Source organism: Vibrio japonicus (assembly GCF_024582835.1).
GTDB classification, from domain to species: domain Bacteria; phylum Pseudomonadota; class Gammaproteobacteria; order Enterobacterales; family Vibrionaceae; genus Vibrio; species Vibrio japonicus.
On the sequence record NZ_CP102096.1, the window covers coordinates 1272582 to 1296468 of the forward strand.

The 23887-nt window shown below is 43.1% G+C and carries 24 protein-coding genes, 1 pseudogene and 1 riboswitch; of the genes and pseudogenes, 18 read left to right on the top strand and 7 right to left on the bottom strand.

The window, feature by feature from the left end; all coding sequences use genetic code 11:
• Positions 1-133 precede the first annotated feature (133 nt).
• Together NP165_RS06030 and NP165_RS06035 are read right to left on the bottom strand one after the other, a co-directional pair.
• Positions 134-529 (bottom strand): hypothetical protein, encoded by a 396-nt coding sequence (locus tag NP165_RS06030; RefSeq protein ID WP_257085416.1) that lies wholly within the window; start codon positions 527-529, stop codon positions 134-136.
• A gap of 301 nt (positions 530-830) precedes the next feature.
• Positions 831-1532 carry a glycerophosphodiester phosphodiesterase family protein gene (locus NP165_RS06035; RefSeq protein WP_257085417.1) on the bottom strand — a complete coding sequence of 234 codons (702 nt, stop codon included), beginning with the start codon at positions 1530-1532 and terminating at the stop codon, positions 831-833.
• Positions 1533-1674: 142 nt separating this feature from the next.
• Between NP165_RS06035 and NP165_RS06040 the strand changes: the two genes are divergently transcribed.
• The 3 genes from NP165_RS06040 to NP165_RS06050 all read left to right on the top strand — a co-directional run bounded on the left by NP165_RS06040 (position 1675) and on the right by NP165_RS06050 (position 4483).
• Positions 1675-2547 (top strand): DMT family transporter, encoded by an 873-nt coding sequence (locus NP165_RS06040; protein ID WP_257085418.1) that lies wholly within the window; start codon positions 1675-1677, stop codon positions 2545-2547.
• A gap of 103 nt (positions 2548-2650) precedes the next feature.
• Positions 2651-3604 (top strand): lactate/malate family dehydrogenase, encoded by a 954-nt coding sequence (locus NP165_RS06045; RefSeq protein WP_257085419.1) that lies wholly within the window; start codon positions 2651-2653, stop codon positions 3602-3604.
• 102 nt (positions 3605-3706) lie between these two features.
• Entirely contained in the window at positions 3707-4483 is a 777-nt protein-coding gene (locus NP165_RS06050; protein WP_257085420.1) for an MBL fold metallo-hydrolase, read from the top strand.
• A 91-nt stretch (positions 4484-4574) separates the two neighbouring features.
• Here NP165_RS06050 and NP165_RS06055 read toward each other — a convergent pair whose 3' ends face one another.
• Positions 4575-4799, bottom strand: a complete 225-nt coding sequence (locus NP165_RS06055; RefSeq protein ID WP_257085421.1) for a hypothetical protein — start codon at positions 4797-4799, stop codon at positions 4575-4577.
• 330 nt (positions 4800-5129) lie between these two features.
• Here NP165_RS06055 and NP165_RS06060 point away from each other — a divergent pair, with 330 nt between their 5' ends.
• From NP165_RS06060 to NP165_RS06070, 3 genes are all read left to right on the top strand, one after another.
• Positions 5130-6749: an ATP-binding protein gene (locus NP165_RS06060; RefSeq protein ID WP_257085422.1), complete on the top strand. Its 1620-nt coding sequence runs from the start codon at positions 5130-5132 to the stop codon at positions 6747-6749.
• Complete coding sequence (locus NP165_RS06065) at positions 6746-7435, top strand: response regulator (protein WP_257085423.1); 690 nt, start codon at positions 6746-6748, stop codon at positions 7433-7435. Before NP165_RS06060 ends, NP165_RS06065 begins: the two co-directional genes overlap by 4 nt.
• Before the next feature lie 89 nt (positions 7436-7524).
• A complete protein-coding gene (locus NP165_RS06070; protein WP_257085424.1) occupies positions 7525-8193 on the top strand; it encodes a DUF2726 domain-containing protein in 669 nt (222 codons plus the stop codon).
• A gap of 44 nt (positions 8194-8237) precedes the next feature.
• Here the strand turns inward: NP165_RS06070 and NP165_RS06075 are convergent, their stop codons facing one another.
• Entirely contained in the window at positions 8238-9272 is a 1035-nt protein-coding gene (locus tag NP165_RS06075) for a GGDEF domain-containing protein (RefSeq protein WP_257085425.1), read from the bottom strand.
• Between the two features lie 382 nt (positions 9273-9654).
• Positions 9655-11199, bottom strand: coding sequence for a methyl-accepting chemotaxis protein (locus NP165_RS06080; protein WP_257085426.1), 1545 nt, complete (start codon positions 11197-11199; stop codon positions 9655-9657).
• 391 nt (positions 11200-11590) lie between these two features.
• Here NP165_RS06080 and NP165_RS06085 point away from each other — a divergent pair, with 391 nt between their 5' ends.
• Positions 11591-12073 (top strand): LabA-like NYN domain-containing protein, encoded by a 483-nt coding sequence (locus tag NP165_RS06085; protein ID WP_257085550.1) that lies wholly within the window; start codon positions 11591-11593, stop codon positions 12071-12073.
• Here NP165_RS06085 and NP165_RS06090 read toward each other — a convergent pair.
• Positions 12053-12247, bottom strand: a complete 195-nt coding sequence (locus NP165_RS06090) for a DUF2986 domain-containing protein (protein WP_257085427.1) — start codon at positions 12245-12247, stop codon at positions 12053-12055. The genes NP165_RS06085 and NP165_RS06090 overlap by 21 nt on opposite strands.
• Positions 12248-12704: 457 nt before the next feature.
• Here NP165_RS06090 and NP165_RS06095 point away from each other — a divergent pair, with 457 nt between their 5' ends.
• From NP165_RS06095 to NP165_RS06145, 11 genes and pseudogenes are all read left to right on the top strand, one after another.
• Positions 12705-13535 (top strand): alpha/beta hydrolase, encoded by an 831-nt coding sequence (locus NP165_RS06095; protein ID WP_257085428.1) that lies wholly within the window; start codon positions 12705-12707, stop codon positions 13533-13535.
• Between the two features lie 88 nt (positions 13536-13623).
• A riboswitch (TPP riboswitch) is annotated at positions 13624-13733 on the top strand.
• A 121-nt stretch (positions 13734-13854) separates the two neighbouring features.
• Positions 13855-14718 (top strand): bifunctional hydroxymethylpyrimidine kinase/phosphomethylpyrimidine kinase, encoded by an 864-nt coding sequence (gene thiD, locus NP165_RS06100; protein WP_257085429.1) that lies wholly within the window; start codon positions 13855-13857, stop codon positions 14716-14718.
• Positions 14705-15466: an ABC transporter ATP-binding protein gene (locus NP165_RS06105; protein ID WP_257085430.1), complete on the top strand. Its 762-nt coding sequence runs from the start codon at positions 14705-14707 to the stop codon at positions 15464-15466. The genes thiD and NP165_RS06105 overlap by 14 nt, the downstream gene beginning before the upstream one ends.
• A 70-nt stretch (positions 15467-15536) precedes the next feature.
• Positions 15537-16262, top strand: a pseudogene (locus NP165_RS06110) (ABC transporter permease); the annotation flags it as partial.
• 72 nt (positions 16263-16334) lie between these two features.
• Entirely contained in the window at positions 16335-17249 is a 915-nt protein-coding gene (locus tag NP165_RS06115) for an ABC transporter substrate-binding protein (protein WP_257085551.1), read from the top strand.
• Positions 17250-17270: 21 nt separating this feature from the next.
• Entirely contained in the window at positions 17271-17936 is a 666-nt protein-coding gene (gene tenA, locus NP165_RS06120) for a thiaminase II (protein WP_257085432.1), read from the top strand.
• Between the two features lie 12 nt (positions 17937-17948).
• Entirely contained in the window at positions 17949-18734 is a 786-nt protein-coding gene (gene thiM / locus NP165_RS06125; RefSeq protein ID WP_257085433.1) for a hydroxyethylthiazole kinase, read from the top strand.
• A 54-nt stretch (positions 18735-18788) separates the two neighbouring features.
• Positions 18789-19409 (top strand): thiamine phosphate synthase, encoded by a 621-nt coding sequence (gene thiE, locus NP165_RS06130; protein ID WP_257085434.1) that lies wholly within the window; start codon positions 18789-18791, stop codon positions 19407-19409.
• 531 nt (positions 19410-19940) lie between these two features.
• Positions 19941-20609 (top strand): HAD-IA family hydrolase, encoded by a 669-nt coding sequence (locus NP165_RS06135; protein ID WP_257085435.1) that lies wholly within the window; start codon positions 19941-19943, stop codon positions 20607-20609.
• 282 nt (positions 20610-20891) lie between these two features.
• The gene (locus NP165_RS06140; protein WP_257085436.1) at positions 20892-21743 is read left to right on the top strand and encodes a MurR/RpiR family transcriptional regulator; all 852 of its coding nucleotides are present in this window, start codon (positions 20892-20894) and stop codon (positions 21741-21743) included.
• Between the two features lie 38 nt (positions 21744-21781).
• Positions 21782-22669 carry a DMT family transporter gene (locus NP165_RS06145; RefSeq protein WP_257085437.1) on the top strand — a complete coding sequence of 296 codons (888 nt, stop codon included), beginning with the start codon at positions 21782-21784 and terminating at the stop codon, positions 22667-22669.
• A 76-nt stretch (positions 22670-22745) separates the two neighbouring features.
• On the opposite strand, the gene NP165_RS06150 is transcribed toward NP165_RS06145, so the two are convergent.
• Positions 22746-23588 (bottom strand): MurR/RpiR family transcriptional regulator, encoded by an 843-nt coding sequence (locus NP165_RS06150; RefSeq protein ID WP_257085438.1) that lies wholly within the window; start codon positions 23586-23588, stop codon positions 22746-22748.
• Between the last annotated feature and the right edge of the window lie 299 nt (positions 23589-23887).

Sequence of the window (23887 nt, forward strand, 5' to 3'; positions counted from 1 at the left end):
TTCGATTTGTTGAGCATGATACCAGAACTATTTTGTGCTGCCACAGAAAAAGCAAACGTTTGCTTAATTTTTAAAAAATATAAAAATGCCTCTCGAATAGAGAGGCGAATAGACAGTGTCATTGCCAAGCTTATTAGTGATACTTATGTGTACTGCCCTCGACAAAAAATACTTCACATTGATATTGGCGACCTAAGCTTCGTAGTAAAACCTGATCAATATTCGTAATGTCGTTAGAAGCCACCACAGCACTGGCGTTACCAGATTTAATCGCTTTAATGACGATTTCTAGTTCAGAAAGTGTTTGTGACGGTTTCATTTGAATGATTTTGGTGCAGCTTACTTTGTATGAAGAGAACTGATCGAAGTCAGGACGTGGACACTCAGCCGTAAATAAGATCCATTGCTCCTGATTAGACAAGCCCGCTAAGCGAGTTAGAACTGAGTCATCAATGCTCATTGGGCGGGTAGGTTGTGCGAGAACATTGAATTTTGATACTGAACGAATGTGTGGTTGCTGCTGAATCATAATACTGTCCTTTCATACATGCTGTATGTGTATACAGTAGTTTAATTGAATATACTGATCAAGTGATTTTGTATGTGAACTAGTCGGTGAGTAAACTGGGTTAGCTTTTGGTTTGAAATTAAGTTACTGAAAACTAATGGTATTTTACAAATAGTGTTTGATGAAGTTAGATGGGACGAAATGAGGAATTGTGAGACAAAGCATGTTCGTATAAACAGTGCTATACAGTATTTGGTCGATGCAGTGCTGTATGAAGTTGACCGAGAATTTTTAGCCACCCAGGCAGGTGGCGTCTAAATTGTTACAAGAATCTGTCTGGATAATCGCTAAAAATAGCATCTAGGGCTGCTAAGTGCTTAAGCCGATTAGGGTTGTTGACTGTATAGCACCAAACCTGAAAACCTTCAGAGTGTAATGACTCTATGTGCTTTTTTCTGGTCCAAACATGATTTAAGTTACAGCTATAGGCAGACACTTCATGCAGCAGTTTCTTCACCTGGGAGGTGAGTCGTTCGCTTAACACGCCCAAACGATATTCGGGCAAGGTGCGGTGTAACTCTCGAATCACGTCTGGGCTAAAACTTGATAATAGAATGGATTCACTTTCTATATTCAGAGTGCTTAGGTTTTGTTTCAGTGTTTCGCAGACGTCATGCACATTTTGTTTGTCCAATTTAATCTCTAAATTCAGCTTAAGTTGGTGTTTTTGGGCGAGCATCAAGAGTTCTTCTAACGTCATAATCGTCTCTCCTTGGAATTTAGCAGAGAACCAACCACCAAAATCGAATTCGCGAAGTTCATTTAATGTGAATGAATCAATACGACCAACGCCATTACTGCACCTGTCTATCGTATGATCGTGGCAAACGACCAAATGGTTGTCTTTCGTTGGTTGAATATCGACTTCTACCCACTCCAACCCCAGCTCAATTGCGGCCATTATGCTGGCCTTGGTATTTTCAGGGAATTGACCTGCAATTCCGCGGTGTCCCACAATAATCATCGATGCGATAACCTAATAAAATCGAATAAAAACAGATTACTCTTAATGTTAAATGACAGGTAGAAATTTCTTGGAGTTGACTTGATAAATCTGACACTATCGAGATTCACAAATAATAACAATTAAGTTAAGAGAAGTTGTTTTGAACGCTGAACATAAGTCTGCTTGGATACTGGTTTTGACGACGGCTTTGGCCGCATTAGGTTGGATTTTTTCCAAAGAGACAATTCAAGGGCTGCCACCATTTGGTTTTGTTGGCTTGAGATTTTTGCTTGCTTCTCTATTCCTGCTCCCTTTGAGTTATAAAAAATTCAGGGAATTAACGTTGCACTTGCTTCTACAAGCAATAGGCGGTGGAACAATACTGGCGGCAGCGCTTCTGGTCTGGGTGTACGCGATTTCTGTCAGCGAAACTCTAGGAGAAGGTGCCTTTATCGTCAGTCTTTCAATGATTATCGTGCCCATCTTCGCATGGGCGTTATTTAAAGATAAACCTAAGCGTGCGTTTTGGATTTCTACGCCAATCGCCATCGTTGGGCTTGCCATGCTCTCTTTAGCCGGACAATGGCAAAGCTCTGGTGCTCATATCTGGTTTTTATTTAACGCATGCTTGCTCGCACTTCACTTCAACGTAAACAGTAAACTTGCGCATAAGATGCCAATCTTATTGCTGACCTGTATTCAGCTATTTGTCACAGGGATTATTGCGCTGTGTGCATCGGCTCTATTTGAAGAACTCCCTGACAATGTAGAAACATCGATTTGGGGATGGTTTGCGCTTAGTACGTTATTAGCAACCAGTCTGCGCTATGTGATGCAAACACTAGGTCAAAAAGGAAGTAATTCTGCAAATGCTGCTTTGATTATGTTATTGGAGCCGATATGGACAGTCATTCTTAGTATCATTTGGTACGGAGAGGAATTATCAAGAAACAAACTACTTGGCTGTAGCCTTATTCTCTTTGCCCTAATTTTCTATCGTACAGATGGTCGATTATTTAAAGTGAAGCAGTAAGTTACACCAACTCTCATTTAATCAGCTGCTAAAATTTAATGAGTGGAGGTGGGATCAGCATCGGTTTAGCTCACTTTCTGATTATCTGCATAAGGATAAGGCAATGAAGGTAGGCGTAATTGGAGCTGGTGCGGTGGGAGTTGAGATATGTAACTATCTGCTCACGTTGGGTAGCGTTGGTGAATTGGTATTGCTGGACCAAAACCTAGAGCGTGCAGAGGGGGAAGTATTTGATTTTCGACACACGACTGCGCTTACCTTCACTAAGAATACACAAATAACCCCAACAGACGATTATTTGAATTTGATTGGGGCTGACATTGTTGTGATCACTGCTGGCAAGCAACTTACACTCGGTCAGACAAGAATCGAACTCGCAGAGTTAAACAGTAAAATTGGTGTTGGTATCGCTAAAGAGTTAGAACGCGTGGCATCGACAGCAATATTGATCGTTGTGACCAATCCTTGTGACACTGTCACTCATTTCATTGTGAAAAATACTTCGTTCCCACGCTCTAGAGTGATCAGTAGTGGCTGTGTTATTGATACCGCTCGACTTATGACCATCGTTGCCAGCAGGGTGAATCTCGATCCAAAAAACATCTTTGGTTACGTATTAGGTGAGCACGGTTGTAACTGTTTTGCTCCTAAAAGCCTTATCTCTATTGCTGGCCAGCCAGCGGATTACTATTGTGATACGCATAAACTTGGCCTTATTTGTTCGGATGAACTACTGGAATCAGTCAAGCAATCCGGATATGAGATCTTTAAACGTAAACAGAATACAACGCACGGTATCGCAGCAAGTGTATTCAGGATTATTCAGGCAATCATGATCAATGAGCGCTCAGTGCTTCCAGTCGCAACGTTATTAGATGGTCAATACGGATTGAAAGATGTGGTTTTGAGTTTACCGACAGTGATAGGAAAAAGTGGCGCAGAACAAACCCTCAGCCATCCATTTACAGAGGAAGAGGCCGATACGCTTGCTTTGATTGCGAAAAATGTCAGAACGGTAACCGAGCAGATTGCACTAAAAACAGGGCTAAAAATGTGATGGTCAAGTGTGAGTTCACGAATTAGAGCACCTGCTCTTTCTCGTTTGTTTGATATGTTGCTACATTGTTCATGTTATTACTTTGTTAAATGGGTGGTGATAATGAAGCTCCATAAAATAGATGGCTATATACAGAAAATGTATCTTGCGGAGTACCCAGATAAGCTTCTTCTGTTAGACGGAGCCAGCAGGGCAGATATCCCTTATTTGAAGCACTTTATTACCCATACACTAAATCGGCCCTTTAGTGCGTTGTCTGCTGTTGTCGTTACTCATATGCATCCTGACCATGCAGGTGCTGCTCACAAACTACGTAAACTGACTGGTTGTAAGATCGTTTCCGCCAATAAACGTGACCACTGGTATCGGGGAATGAATGGCGTGCTGATGCACCTCGCAGATATCGCGCTTGCAAAGTGGGTGGCCAGCCGATTGAAAAAACCGAATCGCATCCTTTGGTATTCACGAAAATTAAAGCCAGACGTCAAACTCAGTGACGGCGAGAGCATCCCGATGTTTGATGATTGGGTGGTCTACGAAGTGCCGGGTCATACTGACAGAGACTTAGCGCTTTACCATTCAGAACAAGATATTCTTTATGCTGCAGATTTGATTGTGGAAGTGAAGAGTAAACTCATTTCGCCATTCCCGGTTTTTTACCCTGATCAATACAAGGCATCTGTAGCGCGTATTTTTGGGATGCAACCTAAAACCTTGCTGATTGCACATGGCGGAGAAGTCTCACTGGATGAGCAAGCTTACCAATACATTATTGATACCGCACCTCGCACTCCTGCGACACACTGGAATGCAACGAAAGTGAAGTTAAAAAGTTTACTTGGAGCGATTTGGCAGTTTGGATTCGCCGATAAAAAATGAAAACAGTATCATTCGAGCGAGTTGTGGTCACAAACTCGCAAAGGAAAAAGAGGGAAGCGTGACTTCCACTCTTAGACTTGGAGTGCAATCTCTATCTTAGCTCTAAGCAAGCAAATTCTGCGCGCCAAAACAACGATTTAGATAGCTCCATATTTGCCAACACCTCTTTACCTGAAAGTTGAGGATAGGCATGCATTACTTTTGCGTCTTCATCTCGGTCGGGTTTTGCGTAAGCCCTAACGTGAGTGAAAGTCCCTGACAAGTTCCTCGACAGCATAGATTTAGAAAGGCAGATGCCAAAAATATCCCTTTCCATTATTAGAAGCCCCCCTTATTCAGACAACGACGCATGATTAAAATAGTTGTATTTAGTCGTTAGCCTTTGACGTTGAACATTTCCACTTGTGCTCAATTAATATACTAGACGATGTATTGCAGTGTGCAAAAATTGGACAACAAAACACTTGATCAAAATCAATGTTTTATGGAATTGACCTAACTCTTGCAAATGGGCATGGATTGTAAAATCTAGCTACAAAATAATTGTACAATTTAACGATATAAACACCTCATTCACACTTCAGGCTAAGTATGCTCGTGACTTGCCTGAGACAGTGTTAGCCTGTGCCGGAAATGAGGAGAAAGTATGAAATGGAGTAGTATCAGCTTTCGAAAAAGAATGCTGATTATCATGACTTTATCTGGGCTTATCGAGCTACTGTTGCTTGTCGCTGCCGGGTTTATGTATGTTAAGCACGAACAAGAACAAGAGATAGGACAAAAGGCGCTGGGTGTCGCCTCGTTTTTAGCTAAATCTCCTTATGTTATCGACATGATCCAATCGGGAGCCACCCCAGAGTATCAACAGCGATACCGCAGTTTGACAGAACTTATCGGTGCCGCGTTTATTGTTATTGGCAATAAAGATGGAGTACGCCTTGTACACCCTGTCGATGAACGAATTGGGCGACCAATGAAAGGTGGTGATAACGATCGCGCGCTATTGGAAGGTGAAGCGTATATCTCCATTGCCAAAGGCTCACTCGGTTATTCGGTACGTGGTAAATCGGCTGTATTTGATTCAAACGGCGATATTATCGGTGTTGTTTCTGTTGGCTACCTCATCGACAGACTGGAAGACAGAATTGAACCCTTCTTGGTTTATTTAACGCTTATGGCACTTCTTGTTGTTGCTGCGAATGCGATCGTTTCCAGCTATGCTTCACGCCGATTTCAACGGGCTATTTTAGGGTTTGAACCAGAAGAAATAGGTCGTTTATACGTAGAGCTTGATGTCACCTTAGAAACGTTAAAAGAAGGGATACTAAGCATTGATGGGGAAGGCCGCCTTCGTTCCATTAATCGCAGTGCGTGTCAAATTCTAGGGCTAAATAAAAATGAGTGTTTGAATCAACCTCTAAACCAAATACTGCCCGAAAGTGATTTAAACGTTGTTCTTAAAACGGCGAGAACCGATACCGATATCAATCTGTATCTCAATCAGAAGCGTCTTATCGCAAACCGAAGCCCGATCATAGTCGATGGTAAAGTTGTCGGGGCGGTTTCAAGTTTCCGCCTCAAGGACGATTTAACCGAGCTAACAGAGCAATTGGCAAAGACGAAAGAATACGCCGATATGCTTCGTTCTCAAACTCATGAACATCGTAACAAACTCAATACGATTAGCGGCATGGTACAAATGGGTGAGTTGGATGCGGTTCAGCAGCTCATAGGACAGGAAACGGCTCATTATCAAACGTTGATCGAATTTCTTCGCGAGACGATAAAAGAACCTTTAATCGCGGGCATGCTATTGGGTAAAACTGAGCGAGCTCGTGAATTGGGACTGAAGCTCGTCGTAGAAGAAGGGTCGCGCCTTGAGCCACTGTCTGATCGAATTAATGCAGAAGATGTTGTGACGATTCTAGGTAACCTAATTGATAATGCGTTTGACGCCACACAAGAAGCCATCGCGAATGATAACAACTTCTCGCCTACGCGCAGAGCCATTCAAGTTTCCATCAGTGATTTTGGAAATGAGGTGATTCTGGAAGTAGAAGATCAAGGATGCGGGCTTCCTAAGGACATGAGTGTTTCGTCACTCGTCAAACGAGGTGTGTCGAGTAAAGATAACAAGACGCGTGGAGTGGGTTTGTATTTAGTGAGTGAACTCGCATTACGTTATCAAGGTGAATTAGAAATGGCGAATAATCAGGAAAATGGAGCCAGAATGACCGTTTATCTACCCAAGGAAGATTTGGCATGACGCATAAAACGAAAGTTATGATTGTAGAAGATGATATTGCGATAGCTCAGCTTCACCAAAAATACCTTGAACAGATTGAAGGCTATGACGTTATCGGAATAGCAACAAATAAGCTAGAAGCGCAGTTACAACTGGATATACTCAAACCTGAGCTGATGCTTTTAGATGTCCATCTACCTGATGGCTCTGGGTTGGAAATACTGCAAGGTTTGCGTACCAAGAACATTAGCTGTGACATCATATTAATTACCGCCGCGCGAGATGTAGATACCTTACAAACCGCGATGAGAGGGGGCGTAGTCGATTATTTATTAAAGCCGGTGATGTTTCCTCGGTTAGAGACTGCGTTAAAAAAATACATCGCGCAGAAACAACAACTCAATCATGTTGATGATTTAGACCAGTCCCTGGTTGATAAAATGCTTCAATCATCAGCCGCCTCGGAGCCTTCAAGAAATCGTCTGCCGAAAGGGATAGATGGTGTAACACTGGATAAAATCAAAGCCCTTTTTGTAGGAAAAGAAAGCTTAACGGCAGACGAAGCAGGGGAGAAAATTGGTGCAAGTCGTACAACGGCAAGGCGCTATCTAGAGTTTTTGATTAGTACGGGAGAGCTAGAAGCGGATCTCAAATATGGAACGGTTGGTAGACCTGAGCGAAGTTATAAAAAAGCTTTGGTTAAATAAGGGTATAAAAGTCAGAAAACTATTAGCGTGTCCATCTTGTCACTGTATAAAATAGAGTGTTTCGTTGTGCGTTGGCTGAGTGAGTAGAAATGGAAAGTGTTTTTATTGTTGTTGGATTGCTTGTGATATTTTTTTTAGTGATCCAAAAACGTTACTTGAAGCAAGAAGAACTCAAAGACAGTATATATAAGAAAAAAGGTCCTCTTCTTTCAATGCAAGAGTCTGCCTTTTTTAATGCTTTAGTCTCCGCTGTGGGTCAACACGGGGTTGTCCTGGCGAAAGTGAGCATGGCAAATGTCATTTCTCCACTCGAAACTGAGAAAAAGCGTTGGTTTATTGCCAATAATCGTATCGCTAAAAGTTACTTTGATTTTGTGGTGTGTGATCCAAGAACGCTAGAAGTGCGGGTAGTGATAGAGTTTGATAATGGAAAACCACTTGATAAAGGCAAGATTGAGCGTCAAAAGTTACTGATGCACGTGTGCAAATCGGCTTCTATTCCTCTTATCGGTACAAGCATCAAACACAGTTATCAAGTGAGTCGATTGAGACGTTTACTGGCGGCCCATATTGATCTTATTGAGCCTGACAAAGAAGTGCGTTTTTGCAAACGTTGCGGTAGCCCTATGGTGATCAAAATTGCCAGTTTGGGAGAGCACAAAGGGCGACGATTCTTCACTTGCAGTCGACAGCCGCAATGTACCTACACAGAAAATTATAACGTTGTCTTTGCGGAAGAAGAGCTCACAAACGACTAAGGCGAAACCTGATATTAGGCTTGATAACCAATGCAAGCTCGTCGCTAAGCGGCGGCAACCGAATTCTGATTACACACCATAATTTGGTTCCTGCCGTTCTTTTTCGCTTTATACAGTTCTTTATCCGCTTGTTTGAGCACGCTTTCTAAATTGTCATAATGATCACATTGATAAATCCCAATGCTTGTTGTGAGTGAAATAGGGCAGTCGCGATCATTAAAGCTGTACTTTTCAATACATTCCCTGATTTGTTCTGCTTTCCTGGTCGCTAGGTGTGCGTCAGTATTGTGCAGAGCAATACAAAACTCTTCACCACCAATACGGTAGACAAGGTGTTCATCACTTAATGAGTCAATCAGCGCAGCCGTTTGAATCAGCACTTTGTCACCGATGTCATGCCCGTGAAGATCATTCACTTGTTTAAAGTAATCGAGATCGAGAACAAGGAGTGAAAGTGGAAGTTTCTCACTTTCGCGTCTGTACCGATCAAAGTTATGAACAAGCGCATGGCGATTATATACACCCGTCAAGGCATCTCGGCAGGCCAATTGACCGAGAGAGGCTTCAGAGGACTTTCTTTTCACCTCAAGAATGTGTGATGCCAACCAAACAGCCGCATAGGCAAGCATAAAATTAAGATTCAGAGCGATGAAGCTATCTGAATTGATACCTAACGCTTTTTCAATGACTAAGCTGAACTGACCCAAAAAACCGATGCTGGTGGCAAAAAAACCATTTCGTTTACCAAGGATGAGATAAAAAAGTACTGGGTAAAGAAAGCTCCAAAACAAAAGCCCTTTTTCGATTGGATACGCAGCGGTTGTTACGTATAGCACGCCAATTGAAACATAAACGTAGATGGCTGATAAGGCAGTGGGTATCTGGTTGTAATAACTTCGATACGCGATAAACATGGAAAAACAACCAAACACAAAGTTCACCAACACTAGGTGAAGGTGTGACGTCATGGCGAGGCTGAAGGTAGCTGCTAGTAATGATATAACAGACAGTAACATACTGAACCAGAACAACACCGTACTACGGAGTACTCTTGATGGATTAAAAATGTCTAGTTCCATGAAGTATGTCCAACTGGTCACTATGCTGTAGTTTGAATATCACACAATAGTATGCCTTTTTTGTCTGGAATCAAGATTCAAACTGAATCAGGATCACATTTATGGCTGTGTTTTTTATCGTTCGGATTGAATATTGAGCAACTTCATAATTTAAGTTTATGAAACCAAATGCTTAGTGTTTGTTTGTGGAGAAAATAGATAATTTTAAAGGTATTAGGCGAAAGTTTAATTTTGGAATAAGTATCACTTACAAAAATGAAGATATACGCTGATGTATCATAGGATTATGCATTTCATTGGGATAAACCACTCTGTTTAGAAGGGATAAAACCACTCCCTTTCTTGGTATAGAGGAAGTGGTTTTAATAAAGAAACAATCTCTTTACGCTTTAAATTGCTTCATTAATCTATCCAAGCCTTCCAAGCGGTCGACCAAATTTTGAATTCTGATTACTGAAGTACGAGATATTTCAGAGGTGTCGTCCGCCAATGTTTTCGTGTTTGTCACGTTTCGATTTATCTCTTGAGTAACGTTGGCTTGCTGCTCAACCGCGGCGGCAATTTGAATACTGCTGTCTGTCACAAGGTTTAGTTTCTCTGAAATCGTGTTTAAGACGTTACCAGTCTGTGCTGCTCTTTCCTTACAGCCATCAGAAATGTCGATGCCTTGCGCCATCGCTCCAACAGCGTTCTCGGCTGTTGACTGTAGCTGACGAATCATGGTGTGGATTTCACTAGCAGAAGATCCCGTTTTGGATGCGAGATTTCTGACTTCATCTGCGACGACAGCAAACCCTCTACCGGCTTCGCCCGCACGGGCAGCTTCAATCGCGGCGTTCAAGGCCAGCAAGTTGGTTTGCTCAGAGATAGCAGTAATCACTTCCAAAATGCTGTCAATTTGTTGAGTGTCTTTTGATAGCTGATTAATGATCGTCTGAGCGTGAGCGAGTGTCTCAGCCATTAAGTTCACTTCATCGATTGTGGAGTGAATGCTATCTAAGCCTTTCGTTGACTCTTCTCCTGCTTGCTCAGCAAGTTTAGACGCGGCAGAGGCGGCATCAGCGACTTCGTTAATAGAGTGAGTCAATTCTTCCACTGCGGCAGCAACTTGATCCGTTTCATGGCACTGCTGATCAAGGCTTCTTCCAATCTGTTCACACGTCTTTAACTCTTCCTCTGACGCGGCATGGATATCTTTTGTTGTATCGCTTGCTCTGCCTGTCACCGCGCGTATTTGCGCCTTTCTCATTATTAGCGCTAATTCAATTTGAGAGAAATCGTCAAAATGATTGGTGTAAGGGTGCTCCATAAGAGTGTTGGTATACGCTTCACTTGCCAGATCTCTGATGACGGTAAATCGCTTAAATTGAAAAAAAGAACATGCAATGGAAAGCAAGCTAACAGCAATAAGCGCGATATTAAAAGGGGAAGGGGCTTGTATTGTCGCTAATGCAGCAAGAAGCAACATTATAGACGACAAAGTGATAGCCACTGTATGAAACTTCATTCTAATACGTGACGTTTTTTGGCCGTTGTTGAGTGCTTCATATAGCTTTTCTGCACGTTCTATTTGTTCAGGCTCTGCCCGAGAACGAACCGATTGATACTCGATAATATTTCCACTCGCGTCTTTAATCGGCGTTGCAAATGCGGACACCCAATAGTGTTTTCCGTCTTTACAGCGGTTTTTCACTAGCCCCATCCAACTTTGGCCAGATTTTAGGTATGTCCATAGTTGTTTAAAAGCACTCTTTGGCATGTCAGGGTGGCGGACCATGTTGTGGGGTTGGCCTACGAGTTCATCGTAGCTGTAGCCAGCAATGTCACAAAATACGTCATTGGCGTAGGTGATATCGCTTTGCGGATTTGTGGTCGAAATTAAGTCGGCGCTAGCGGAAAAATCTTTATTCAAATGCTTGTCTTTCATTATTGTTAATTCTCACTGCAGTTGTAGTTCTCTAAATTCCTTGAACTTTATTTTGTGCCTCGGATAAGCATATATAAGCATATGTTTTATTAATGTGATACCGCAGACAATATTTATCGTAGTGGTTGTGTCGTTATACAAAAATGACACAAATCAAATCAACCTTATTACTGGGAGATTAGTTAATTTAATTTGAAAATATTCAGGGTTTTGTGAAAAACATATATTACACTTTCATTAAAGTGAGATAATGGTTGCACTATAAGCCCTACTTTATGTGTTGATTTATAAAGGCTTTATTAGACCTTGCTTGGTCTGCTCGTATATCATACGGGCGTCATAAAATAGAATATGTTTCTTATAGGAACATTCATGAGATAAATGTGAAATGATGGAAAAAGTTGCCATATATGTAGATGTTCAAAACATCTATTACACAACGCGAGAAAAATACAAATCGAACTTCGATTACAATCAGTTTTGGTATGTCGCTACTGAGGGAAAGGAAATAGTAGAAGCGAACGCTTATGCAATTGCATCGAATGATCCTAAACAGCGTCAGTTTCATCATATTCTGCGCGGAATAGGCTTTAAAGTTCATTTGAAGCCTTTTATACAGCGTCAGGACGGCAGTGCAAAAGGGGATTGGGATGTCGGTATCGCTCTCGATGTCTATGAAGCTGCATCTAAAGTGGATCGAGTAATACTACTGTCCGGAGATGGGGATTTTGAGATTTTGGTGACTCGTATCCAAGAACGGTTTGGTACGAAAGTAGATGTATTCGCCGTACCTGGCCTTACCGCACAGTCACTGATTGACGTGTGCGATAAGTTTGTACCTATTGAAGAAGATCTACTTCTCAGGCGTATCTAATTGTTCAGGTGAAGCCACTGTTACATCAGTGTTTTGCTCTTGTTCATTTTGAGCTTCTAGCTTCGCTCGTTCTGCTTTAGAGATGTAGCGAGGCTTGTTGCTTTTGTGCAGTTTAGCATTGTGCTTTTTCTGCTTGGCTTTCAAAATCTGATTGATTTTTTTCTTACGGTTCATGTGTGTCGTCTGGATTCGGCCGTTAGGGGAGGCGCATATTATCAAATTAATACATTAATGACACCATGAAGCAGAACTTAGGTCACCTCACCACAAATTCTTATCGCTTCGCTAGTCGAGGTAGAGACAAAAGTCGAATCCATCCTCTCTCAAGCAAGCAAGAAAAAGAACTGCGTTCCAAAATGATAACTCTACCGTAAAATGCCCAATACGCTACCCATGCTCGGTGGCTTTTGTTTTATGCTTACATGGTTATTGATATATAACTCAAATATAGCGTCATGAGATGGCATCATTTCGTTAGCCGCTTAGTAATACGTTAAGCGCGGTTGAAAGCCTGTTAAGGAGTACTGTGATTATGTATTTTATTACCAATAAAAGGGTTCTAGACACAGGGGGTGGTAAACTCGTTTTTGAGGCGTCTAATGAGTTAAGCCAAAGTCTCAGGTATTGCAAAATGCTTGATGATCACCATTTTGAAGAAATCGGCAGTCTCGCATTCATGAGTGAAGTGATGAACTCTGTAGAATCCGAAATTATGTTTTTTATTCATGGATTCAGTAATCAACCGTATGAACACGTTTTCCCCCGTGCAAAGCAAATACACGACCAGTTGTCAGATGCTTCCCTTAGTCAAATCAAAGTCGTCCCTATCATTTGGCCATGTGACGACGACTTTGGAATTATCAAAGACTATTGGGACGATCAAGAGTCCGCAGAGAGCTCAGGTCAATATTTAAGTCGTGCTATCTCTAAGCTGGTAAGTTGGCAAGACTCGAATTTAGATAAACCATGTATGAAAAGAATGCATGTATTAGCACATTCGATGGGTGCGAGAGTCTTAATGAAATGCTTATCCCATTGGGCTAAAAAATTTGGTGGTGGTGGGGTTCCGTATTTGTTTAAGAATGTCTTTTTAATGGCGTCGGATATTCCTAATCATGCTTTACAACCTGACGAAGAGGGCATTCATATTGCTCGTTCCGCTCAGCGGGTTATCTGCTACTACGCCAATGATGACTTTTCGATGCCAGCGAGCAAAATCGCGAATACGAGAAACGCGGTATTTAGTCGTCGAATTGGACACACAGGCCCAGAAGATCAAAGCAAAACCCCACTCAATGTATACTCTGTTAACTGTGATGCGTTCAACAACACCTTTGACACCCCCAAAGGTCATACTTATTTCCTCGATAAAAATTCAGTAAAAAGCCCTGCATTTCAGCATATTGTGCAAGTGCTCAAAACCAGAACCCCTAATCTTGGGAGCCGGAATGTTGAGCTATAGTTGTGAGTGTTGTGGATATTAGCAAGGGCGAGGAGCATTAAATGCCAACAAACACCTTTCAAATACGCTAATTTTCAATTAGATTAGTAACCAATAGTCGGGGAGCAAGAACATTTATCTGTTTTTGCTGAGATCGTAATGAGACCCGTTGAACCTGATTCAGTTAGTACTGACGTAGGGAACTATTTGTACTTTACACTTAAGCTCGATCTTGCAAGGGTAGTGTTCTACCCTGATCCTGTCTCTGTTGCCAATATCTCCAATGGTGATGTGCTCGTAAAGTCGGTTCTCCTGCGTCTTTTTGACAGATGGAGCGACCATGACAACCAGTACAGATTCACATCCTTTTCCTATTAATACACCTATTGTACTTACGATCGCAGGCTCTGATAGTGGCGGTGGAGCGGGCATTCAAGCCGATATTAAAGCGATGTCGGCAACCGGCAGTTATGCGTGCTCTGTTATTACAGCAATTACATCTCAAAATACTTTGGGCGTTTCGGCAATATTTCCCATCCCGCGAGACCATGTGGAGAGTCAACTTGATGCCGTATTCACAGACCTCAATATCGTGGCCGTAAAAGTTGGAATGCTTGCTGATTCCACTATTATTCAAGTTGTTGCGAGTAAGATAAAGCAATACCAACCTAAATTTCTTGTTGTCGATCCAGTGATGGTTGCTACGAGTGGCGACCTTCTTCTTGAGCATTCGGCGATTAGCACGCTGAAGACAGAACTGATTCCTCTGGCTGATATCATTACCCCCAACTTACCTGAAGGAGCCGCGCTGACGGGTAGCTCCACACCTGAAACGGAACAAGAGATGTCTGCGATGGTCGATGAACTTCGCGCGCTTGGTGCTAAAGCGGTTTTACTCAAAGGTGGCCATTTAGAGAAAAATGAAAACAGTAACGACCTTCTAATACTCAATGAAACCACAACACTCATCAGTGCCAAGCGTTTCCCAACCAAGAATACGCACGGTACAGGGTGTACGCTTTCTTCTGCTATCGCGTCTTATTTAGCACAAGGGAATGATCTGATTGATGCAGTGAAGCTTGCTAAAACGTATATCACTCAAGCGATTACTCATGCCGATGAGTTAGAGGTTGGCAACGGGCATGGTCCGGTTCACCACTTCTTTGCTTGGAATCAAGCGGAAAAATCAGATGCGCAACAGTAAACAATATGTTGGCGCGGAGCTAAAAGGCATCTACCTGCGATACCAAGAGAGCGAATACGCTACGCTGTCTAATGTCAACATCAAGTTGGATGCGGCCAAATGGACAGTACTGCTTGGGCGAAGTGGCTGCGGCAAAACAACGTTACTGCGCTATTTAGCGGGTCTACTGGGTGAAAAAGTCATAACTAGAGGGGAGCTGAAGACGTCTGATGGCGCGTCTCTAGATGGTCGGGTCGCTTACATGGCGCAGCAAGATCTGTTACTGCCTTGGCTTAGTATTTTGGATAACGTCTGCTTAAGCTGCAAATTTACCAAAGGCTCTGTTGCAGGCGAGCAAAAGCAAAAAGCAAAGCAGCTTCTGGAATTGGTGGGACTTTCAGGTTACACAGCTGCGACTCCAAACCAGTTATCTGGTGGAATGCGGCAACGCGTCGCACTCGCAAGAACGCTGATGCAAGATAAGCCCGTTGTGCTGATGGATGAACCATTTTCGGCGCTAGATGCAGTGACTCGTCATAAGTTGCAAACCCTTTCATGTGAATTGCTCAGAGATAAAACGGTCGTGCTGATCACTCATGATCCGCAAGAAGCGGTGCGCTTAGCGGACAGGCTTTATGTCTTGCAAGGTACTCCCGCTGTTGCGGAGTCATTGACAGTGCCCACAACGCCTACGCCAAGAGTTCTCGATGTTCAATGTGCTCAATTGCAACAAGAGATTTTAGAGCAATTGGAGGTGGACTATGTCTAACATTACGACCACCATTGCATCGACTGTAAAGCAAGAAGGTTCGAAACAGAGATCCATTGCTCTTGTTGTCCGCATGACCATCAGCACTTTAGTTATCTTTGGCTTATGGCACTCAATCGTTGTGGTCTTTGACGTGCCAAGTTTTATCTTACCCGCGCCATTGGAAGTCTTATCAACCTTAGTTGAGCGATATGAAGTGTTACTCAAACACTCATGGGTTACAGCCCAAGAGATCTTGTTGGGTTTGGTGCTTGGTCTCCTAATGGGTACTTTCTTTGCTCTCCAGATGCTTTTATTTGAGCCGCTTAAGCGCTGGCTATTACCTATCTTAATCGCGAGTCAGGCGATTCCTGTTTTTGCTATTGCACCTATATTGATGCTTTGGCTTGGTTATGGCATGGCGTCTAAAGTTGTCATGGCTGCAATTATCATCTTTTTCCCTGTAACGACCTGTTGTTATGACGGTCTACGCAACACGCCAGCAGGTTACTTGGATCTTGCGAAAACGATGGGAGCAAACAAATGGCAAATACTGCGCCATATTCGACTACCTGCCGCCCTCCCAACATTAGCCTCTGGCGTCCGAGTCGCGGTGGTGATCGCACCGATCGGGGCCGTGGTCGGCGAATGGGTTGGTTCTAGTGCGGGGCTAGGGTATCTGATGTTGCAAGCCAACGCCCGAATGATTATCGATGAGATGTTCGCCGCGCTGTTTATCCTCGCAGCCCTTTCAGTCTCACTTTATTTCGTCACTGATCGACTTCTAAAGAAATTGATTCCGTGGGAAAGCCAATAGCGTTCAACCTGATTCATCTAAAAGGAAAATATTTTGAATAAAAACAAACGACTCACTATTGCCGCTGCTGTGATGGCAGTACTGACATCTGCTAACGTATCTGCCACTGAGAAACCGTTAACCTTGATGTTAGATTGGTTCGTCAATCCAAATCACGGTCCTATCATTATTGCGAAAGAGCGTGGCTATTTTGCGCAACAAGGTATTAAGGTTGAGATCCAAGAACCAGCCGATCCGAGCACACCAGCCAAATTAGTTGCGTCGGGTAAAGTCGATTTAGCTGTATCTTATCAACCGAGTCTGACTATGGATGTAGCGGCTGGCTTACCGCTAGTGCGAGCATCCACTCTCATTGCTACGCCACTTAATACACTAATGGTGCTCGATAACGGTAAAATTAAATCGTTGGCAGACCTGAAAGGTAAAAAGATTGGTATTGCTATCGCGGGGAATGAAGAGGCGACGATCGGTACGATGCTGGCGCAAGAGAGTGTCAAGTTCTCTGACGTTGAAACCATCAACATTGGTTGGGCGCTTTCGTCGTCTTTAGCTTCTGGCAAAGTGGATGCGATTTGGGGCGGTCTGCGTAATTTCGAAACTAACCAGCTTGAGCTAGAAGGTTACAAAGCACATGCGTTTTTCCCTGAAGAGCATGGCGTGCCTACTTATGATGAGCTCGTTTTTGTCGCCAATGCGAATAACTATGACAAACAAGCAATACAAGCTTTCAATAAGGCTTTGGAACAAGCGACAACCTATATTGTGAACCATCCACAAGCATCGTGGAACGAGTTCGCTTCTTACTCTCCAGATACACTCAACAATGAACTAAACAAGCGCGCATGGAGCGATACTCTGACTCGATTTGCCCTTCGTCCGTCCGCGGTTGACCTTAAGCGCTACGATGACTACGCCGAGTTTATGTATAACCAAGGCATCATAAAGTCTCAGCCCAAAGCGGCCAATTACGTACCCGACTTCAATTAACCGTGGTTATAAGGATCAGTCATGAATTACCGTGATTTAATCAACGCTTGTCAGGAAGATTGGCAGCATTATGTTGAGCATGATTTCGTGCAACAACTAGCAAAAGGCACGCTCGTACAACCCTGTTTTCTGCATTATCTGAAACAAGATTTTCTGTTTCTAAAGCAATATGCTCGCGCTTATGCGTTAGCTATCTACAAGGCGAAGACCTTATCGGATATGCGACATGCTCTACCTAGTGTCCATGCACTGCTAGATTCAGAGATCGCACACCATGTGACCTACTGTGAAAACTGGGGTTTGACAGAGTTAGATCTTGAGAACGAACCGGAAGATTTCGGTACGGTGGCGTATACCCGTTACGTACTCGATGCGGGTATGGCAGGGGATCTCGTGGACTTATATGCCGCATTAGCGCCCTGTTCAATTGGTTATGCTGTGATTGGCAAAGCTTTATTAGGTCACTCCGATACCGTTCTGGAAGGCAATCCATATCGTAGTTGGATCGAGCTTTATGGCGGTGAAGAATTTCAGTCTGGCGTAGCCGCTGGGGCTGAGTACTTTAATCAGCTGCTTGAAGAAATTGATATTCATAGCGAGCGTGGTCAAAACCTTATCCATATCTTTAAAACCGCCACTCGTATGGAAATCGCATTTTGGCAGCAAGGGCTAAACGCACTGAGATAAAAAGGAACAATAATGCTGACTCAAACTATCATTCAACATCTCGATGCGGTACGTAAACAAAAGCCCTTGGTAGTAAATATTACGAACTACGTAGTGATGAATAACACCGCTAATGCATTGTTGGCAATCGGTGCTTCACCAATCATGGCGCATTCACAACAAGAGCTTGGCGAGATGATGTCGTTCTCGGGTGCGTTAGTCATAAACATTGGCACTCTTGACAGTGCTTGGACGCCACGAATGATCTATGCCGTCGAGCAAGCTAACGTTAATGGTAAGACCGTCGTACTCGATCCTGTTGGTTGTGGCGCAAGTCAACTACGGACGGAAACCTCTCGTGAAATTGCGCGCCTTGCTAAAAAACTGATTATTCGTGGAAACGCATCAGAGATCATCGCTTTAGCAGGTGAGCAAGCACAAAGCAAAGGTGTAGACGCACTAGACAGTAGCGATACAGCGTTGGGTGCGGCTCGAAGTTTGGTGTCTGAATATGGCGCGAGCGTGGTGATTTCAGGAGCAACCGATTATGTGGTTTTCAAAGAGCAAGTCGTAAAGCTCAATAATGGTCATGAAATGATGCCGTACGTAACTGGTATGGGGTGCACACTCACCGCTTTGACTGGCGCATTCGCCGCTGTTGGTGACGATACCGGACTCGCGGCAGCAGCCGTGCTGGGCGTAGTAGGGGAGATTGCAGCAGAAAAATCTCGTGGTCCAGGTAGCCTTCAAATGAACCTTCTGGATGAACTTTACCAACTCGACTCAAGCGTGCTAACAAAGCGTTTGAAACTCCAATAACCTAACTGCCAAGTAGCGCTCAGTCAGGGCGCTGCATCTTACAAGCGAGTGATTATGAACCTGTATAAACTTTATCTTGTGACCGATGATCAACAAGATTTGGCGACACTTAAGTCTGTGGTGAGACAAGCTGTTGCTGGTGGTGTCACTATGGTTCAAGTTCGAGAAAAGCATGGTGATGTGAGGGCTTTTATCGAACGAGCTCAGGCCGTAAAAGCGATTTTAGCGGGAACGGGTGTGCCGTTGATCATTAACGACCGCGTTGATGTTGCACTAGCCGTCGACGCTGATGGCGTGCATCTTGGTCAAACGGATATGCCAGCGACCATAGCACGTGAGCTAATTGGTCAAGAGAAAATCTTAGGTCTTTCTGTTGAGAATGAGCAGCAGCTGACTGAAGCGAACTCTTTACCTATCGACTACATCGGTTTAAGTGCAATCTTCGCTACTCCAACCAAAACGAATACACAAAAACATTGGGGTATCGAGGGGTTGAGAAACGCGATAAACCAAACACAGCTACCTATCGTCGGGATTGGAGGCATCAATGAGCAGAATATCCCGGAGCTAATAGCAACAGGTGTGGATGGAATCGCGATCGTCTCGGCGATTTGTCATGCGCAAAACCCAAAGCATGCCGCTGAAAAGTTAGTGGCTTTATGTGATAGCCGCTGAACATTAATCCCAATTGCCTATGAACTTTGGTAGGTATTATCTTCGCCTGTATTTACAACACATGGGAGTTCATCAAGAGTTAATTAAGTTTCGGCTTGGACATTGGGTTATAGGTGAAATCCCTTTGGAGATCTTATCATCTTTTTCGATGGCTGAGTCCATTAGTATGCTGCAACCTCTGCTAGATAACATGCTCAGTGAGAGCTTAAACTATAGAGTAACTCTAAGGTCAATGATCAAAACTAAAAATGCTGAGAACTTTCGGGTTAGACTGAGAGTCTTTCATCTACAAATGTAGATTTAACTAGCTTAAAAACTTTTTCAAGCTAGATGAGTTTGATCTATCTCCCATAATGAAATATATATTTCATTCAATTCATTTTATGAAAGTATATTTTCTTGTAGTATCCGTATTGCCAATTAAGAAACAATAAGTTTGTGTTCATGACCGCCTAAAGAGCACTCTGAATCCGTTGTTGTTGGATGAGGTTTAGGTATTTACTGGAACAGCTCAAAGCGTAGACAAAAAAGATGAATAAAAAAAAGACGGTAAAATATGTTATTTTTGATTGTGACGGGACTCTGATTGATAGTGAGCGATGGTGTATTCAGGCTCAGGTCGATACCCTTAAATCTGTGGGAGTTGAAGTGGAGTACGAGTGTCTCAAAAATCATTATCAAGGAATTAAAATCCATCACATTTTCAGCAGTTTGGTATCGAATAAGTTGCTGCTTTCTGACGGCGGTTTAGATCGGTTAATTGCTAGATACAGGATGAGATGCAACCAACTCTTTATTGATCATTTAACTCCGATAGAAGGCGTTAATAAGGTGTTGGATACACTGATCAGCAATCAAATTGAAGTCTGCATTGCGTCGAATGGCCCTCATGAAAAAATGAACACAACGTTACAGTTAACCGGGTTGCAGCATTATTTCGAGGGCAGGATCTTCAGCGCGTTTGATGCCAACAAATGGAAACCTGATCCTCTTTTTATTGAATATGTTATGGATAAAATGCAAGCCACTGCTGATGAATGTCTATTTGTCGACGATTCACTTGTAGGAGTTGCAGCGGGTGTAGGTGCTGGGGTGACGACCCTGTATTTTGCCCATGCCGATCCAGATAGTGAACCAGCTGAACGAAGCCATTTGTTACACAAGATACATCATCTTACCGATGTTCTTAAATTTGTGTGATCCAACGTAAATCGAGTTAGTTAGAAAGATCCATTCAATCTAAGTAGCTAGAGAAAACTCGTTTCACAACCAGATCTGTAATCATAACTAAGTCGGTGAGCCGCTCACTCAATAAGCATAAAAGCTCCTGAAACAACATCAGAACTACCAGTTTGAAAATCACTCATCTTTTGTGTAATTCCCGAACTTCTCGACAACACGTTTTTCTGACTGGGATTGTATTTGTTGCGATGGTTGATGGTTGCCTTTTTCATAAAGCACAGCTTATTCCAAGGAGGGAATATGATTGCAGCAACAAACGTGACAGACCTGCAAAGGGACATATACACAAAGTATGAAGACTTGAGTCAACGGTTACAGCAGGTTGCTAAGTATGTCATTGAAAAGCCGCAAAGTATCGCGTTTGACTCGGTGTCGGAGATTGCCCGTAATGCAGACGTTCCCCCGTCGACGCTGACTCGATTTGCGCACGCATTTCATTATCGTGGATTCAATGATATCAAGAAAGTGTTTTGTCTTAATTTAGCTGAACAGACGGAGAGTTACACCGGCTATGCCCGGAGTTGTGTGGGTTTAGAGGATAATCAGAATATTGAGACGCCAGCGAATATTCTTGCTCTGTTAGCTAAGGCGAACATCAACTCACTTGAAGACTTAAACGTGCAAATTGAACACGACACACTCCAAGTAGCGGTTACGTTGCTTAATGAGGCGAATAATATATATGTGGTTGGCTTCGGACACAGCTTTAGTATGGCATCGTATCTTGTCTACGCACTGAGACGCCTTGACCGCCGAGTGTTTCTTGTTGATGGTCTGGGAGCAATTTATCTGCAGCAAATGCAGACGATACACAGAGGCGATGTGGTCGTCATCATCAGTAGTGAACCTTACTCTGACGAATCGGTAATGGTCAGTGAAGTCGTTGAAGAAAAAGGTGTAAAGAAGATAGCGATTACTGACAGCCAGGTAAGCCCTATCGCAACCAATAGCGATGCCTGTTTTGTGATTAAAGAGTCGCAGTTAGCAAAGTATCGGACTTTATCCGCAACCCAATGTTTGGTTCAGTCGCTTGTGGTTGCACTTATTTACAATACAAATGAAGAGACGCAGGTCGACGCTCTGGATATTTAATAGGGTGTAGCTGGTTTTCCACAAATGTAGAGGCGGTAATGACTTCAAATAAAAAAGCGGAATTGTATCTGTTTTCTGCCACCATATTAGCGGGTTTGGGGTGGTTATTTTCTAAGCAGGCTGTTGCGGAGTTACCACCACTCGCGTTTATTGGATTTCGGTTTGTTTGCGCCGCTGTGATTATCGCGCCATTCGGCATGAAGCAGCTGGTTCGTGGCGAGCGCCAGCAGTTTTTCACCGCGGGATGGATAGGGCTGCTGCAAGGTTTGTCTTTATCTTTATGGATTTATGCCGTCTCAGTCAGTGACGAACTGGGCGTGGGCGCATTTATCATGAGCCTTTCTATGCTATTTGTACCTATTTGGGGGTGGATGCTGTTTAAACAGCGACCAACACGCCCTTTTTGGGCTTCTCTTCCATTCGTCAGCGCGGGACTGTATTTTCTATCCCTCTCGGGGAGTTTCTCAATGTCTACGGGTGAGTTGTTCTTTTTTATTTCGGCGGCTTTTGTGGCGTTACATTTCATTTGTAATAGCCATCACTCTCAAACTATTCCCGTGCTTTACCTCACTTGTGTTCAGTTCTTTACCGGTGGCTTATTGGCAATTCTTTTTTCTGCCTGTATAGAATCTTGGCCAACCTCAATCAGCATGAGTACGTTGGGGTGGTTTGTTGCCAGCGTTATTCCGGCGACATGTCTGCGCTTCTTCATTCAAATAAAAGGGCAAAGTGGCACAAATGCAACGAACGCTGCTCTGTTGATGACATTAGAGCCTTTATGGACCGTGTTGATCAGCGTTGTTTGGTTAAATGAAGTGATGTCGACCAATAAAATTCTGGGTATCGTACTTATTTTAACCGCGTTGATGGTTTATCGATGCTGGGACTTAGTACGAGTGAAGGTGAAGAGGCTGCGTGCTTTTTAAAACAATGTGCTTTTTAAAAACAATCAGCGCCCGTGTGATTGGGCGTATCTCAATACGCCCAGAATTTGCGAGCGGACTATGCAGCTGAATTGTTTTCGCTTTCCTGAAAGGCCAGTGAAACCGCTAACGTTTGGGCTAGGCATAGTGACGCCACCTGAGAACGGAATGCATCTACTTTGCCTTCTTTCACGACAAAGCAGACATCACTAAAGGCTGCAAGTGGGCTGATCTGGCTGTCGGTAAGAATGATCTGCTTTGTGCCTGTGTTTGCTAACGCATCACTCACATCAGTGGTATCTTGCGCGTATGGATAGAAACTGATCGCTACTACTACGTCGTTCTCGCGAATCATGTTGATTTGCTCTTTGAACATGCCACCAAGCCCATCAATAAGAAACGCACGTTTGTTAAGGTGACGGAATGCGTACGTTAAGTAAGAAGAGATACTGAATGAGCGTCCAAGGCCAATGACGTAAATATTGTCTGCTTCAGAGAGCAGTTTTACCGCCTTGTTAAGGCTGTCTTCGTCGATTTGAGTCGACAGTTGTTGTATTGCACTGGTATTGGCGCGTGCAAAAGCTTGCAGAATATCAATAGGGCGCTCTGGTGGCTCTTCGTTGGCATCCATGCTTTTTGAAAGTTTCACTCGGTCAGTGTAGCTAGATGTCTCTTCAAGTAAGTTTGTACGAAATAGTTGTTTCATTTCGTTAAAGCCACTGTAGCCGAAAGCGCTGGCAAAACGAATCAATGTCGATGGCGGAACATCAGCTTGTTCAGCAATAACAGAAACAGTTTCAAATGCGACACTGCTTTTATTATCAAGTACATAAGCTGCAACTTGTTGAAGACGTTTACTTAAATCACCGTAGCGATTCCTGATTTGGTCTTGCAATTCACTTAGTGTGGTTGGTGCTGACATTATGTTCTCCATAGATTCATTCTGTTACTTGCTTTAAGTGTTTCATTTTAGCTTAAAAATGAAATCGTTCATATAGCTGTCATATCTGACAAATTCGATCTATTTCTCATTTACCTCTAACGAATCAATTCAAATCATCTTCGGTGCTAGTTGATAGTTTTTAGATAAGTTTCTTCATGACACAAACCTTGTTGGCATCCATTTACTGTCAGATGAATTTTCATTTCCTCTAAATCAATAAATGAAACATTAATTTCATTTTATTTTAAGATGAAATACAATGCAATTCTATATACCAA